The 2,009-nt window shown below is 33.3% G+C and carries 1 protein-coding gene; it reads left to right on the top strand.

Annotation, left to right across the window (positions count from 1 at the left end; all coding sequences use genetic code 11):
• On the top strand, positions 1 to 1,606 hold a 1,606-nt coding region (locus tag B6D18_RS12670; protein WP_158092593.1), incomplete at its 5' end, for a hypothetical protein.
• Positions 1,607 to 2,009: the final 403 nt, after the last annotated feature.

The following is a 2,009-nucleotide window of genomic DNA, read 5'->3' as shown; positions in this document are numbered from 1 at the left end:
TATTCAAGGTTCAGCGCCTTATTTAACCTTTGATGGTGTCAGCAAAATAACGAGTACAGAAGAGCTACTAGCGATTAAATTACCAAATGGTACTGTGATAACCCCGCAAAATGATGTATCAAGTATATCCAATCCGATTGAGTTACCAGATAAAAAAAATACTTATGCCAGTGTACAAACAATTGTTCCATTACCTATATCAGGCAATAATCAGTTTCCTGTAATAAATATGACTGATTTACTTGCTGCACCGTATAATTATTTTGCAGATGATGATGGTGATGGATTTGATACTAATGACATAATCACCGCAACTGCGACAGGTGAAATTAAGGTAAAATGGGAAGCCCGTAATCCTGCCGTAGCAGATATTAATGCTAAAAACGCATTTATAGATATTACATCGAAGGTGAAAGGTCATCCTGATACCACTCCAGATTTATGTGATGGGGTACATAAAATAACCATTAGCGCTAGTGATAGTCAGTTAACTACACCTTATGGTGAGCCCAATACTAATCGTTTTAAAGGTGGTTCACATAGTTATTATTTAACACCAAAATTAGATCCGAAAGTGTGTTATGCCCAGCCAAATTTGTATGTTGATGAAGGTAGTTTCGCAGGTCGTGATTATGAGGTAGATGGCATTTTATGGGATTCAGCACAAGTTGACGATGGCAGTGATTATGGTCATTATAGAGGGTATCCTAGTAAAGGTTTTAAGGTATTGCGAGCAACCAATAGTGGTAATTATCAAGGTGAAACTTCAATAACTAAAAATAACTTTCCAACTACCGGATCACATGGTTTGTATTTTTATTTACTATTTGGCGGTATAACACCTGAAGCAGTATTAGCTGCCAATGGCAGTACTATACAATCTATAGAGGGGGGAAATGTTAGTTTATCATTAAGTGTAAGTAAAACCACTGAATGGGAGCATGGTGAGCATGGACCCAGTCCATATGGATTGGCTGAACCAGCTATAAAAGTAACATTAGTTGGTCCACGCTATAATTCAGCGGATAAGAGTTTTAGACCCATGACATTTAGATTATATGCAGATAGTAATAAAAGTACGCTAATTTACGAATTTAAATTAATGCGTTGGTTTATTGCTAATTCTAAGATTATTTTTAATAATGAAATTTCACATCTTCCAGCTATTGGTTCAAATGATGAAGCGTTAAGTTATCAAGCTAAGGCAAGGGATTATTGTAAAAGTTTAGGTAGTGGTTATCGATTGCCAGATGTGAATGATTTTTCCAATACCAATCCTTACGATGGTTGGATTGGCGGTTATGTTAATAGTTATGGCTCTTATGCACGTCGGCAATTAAGTTATCAGAAGAATGGAAAATGGATTGGTGGAATTGCGAATGAATGGGGATGTATGCCTGCGAATGAGGATGATCATAATATGTATTGCCAATCTTATAGAGGTACAGATTGGAATTCATATAATTATTGGACGAATAATGTAGCAACAAATACTGAGTTACCTAAAAATGAAGGAAAACCATTTTTATATGATGTCGAAGGAGTTATCGATATACTTAGTGGTTTTATTCCGAGTAAAGTTCTTGCCGCATGTGTTACACCTTAAGTGTTAATTGCGTTAATCCTAAAATATAACAAATGTAAGTTATAGTCACTGTTAGTTCTTGAAGTATTTTGACAGTTATTAGAATATTGGTTTTTTATTAATATATTGCATAAAAAAGATAAAAAGCCAATATAATACCTAGTATTTAACTAATTAAAATTTTTTTAAATAGTTCTTTGCAATTATTGTTAAACGTAGTTATGATTTTATCAGTTTATAATTAGGATATAATATAGGGATATAATGGATAATCAAAATCAGTCTTACTTCAAACTGCCTTTACTTTTTACTTTTGCTTGTTATTTCATTTGGTTGATAGTTCCAATGATTAACTTTTTCGATTTTGCCAACATTACTATACGTTATAGATATGATAATATTTTTGTTTATCATATAACATTGG

This window comes from Gilliamella sp. A7 (assembly GCF_002142015.1).
GTDB classification, from domain to species: domain Bacteria; phylum Pseudomonadota; class Gammaproteobacteria; order Enterobacterales; family Orbaceae; genus Gilliamella; species Gilliamella apis_A.
Note: the sequence above shows the minus strand (reverse complement) of the source record. Positions and strands in the feature narration are given on the sequence as shown.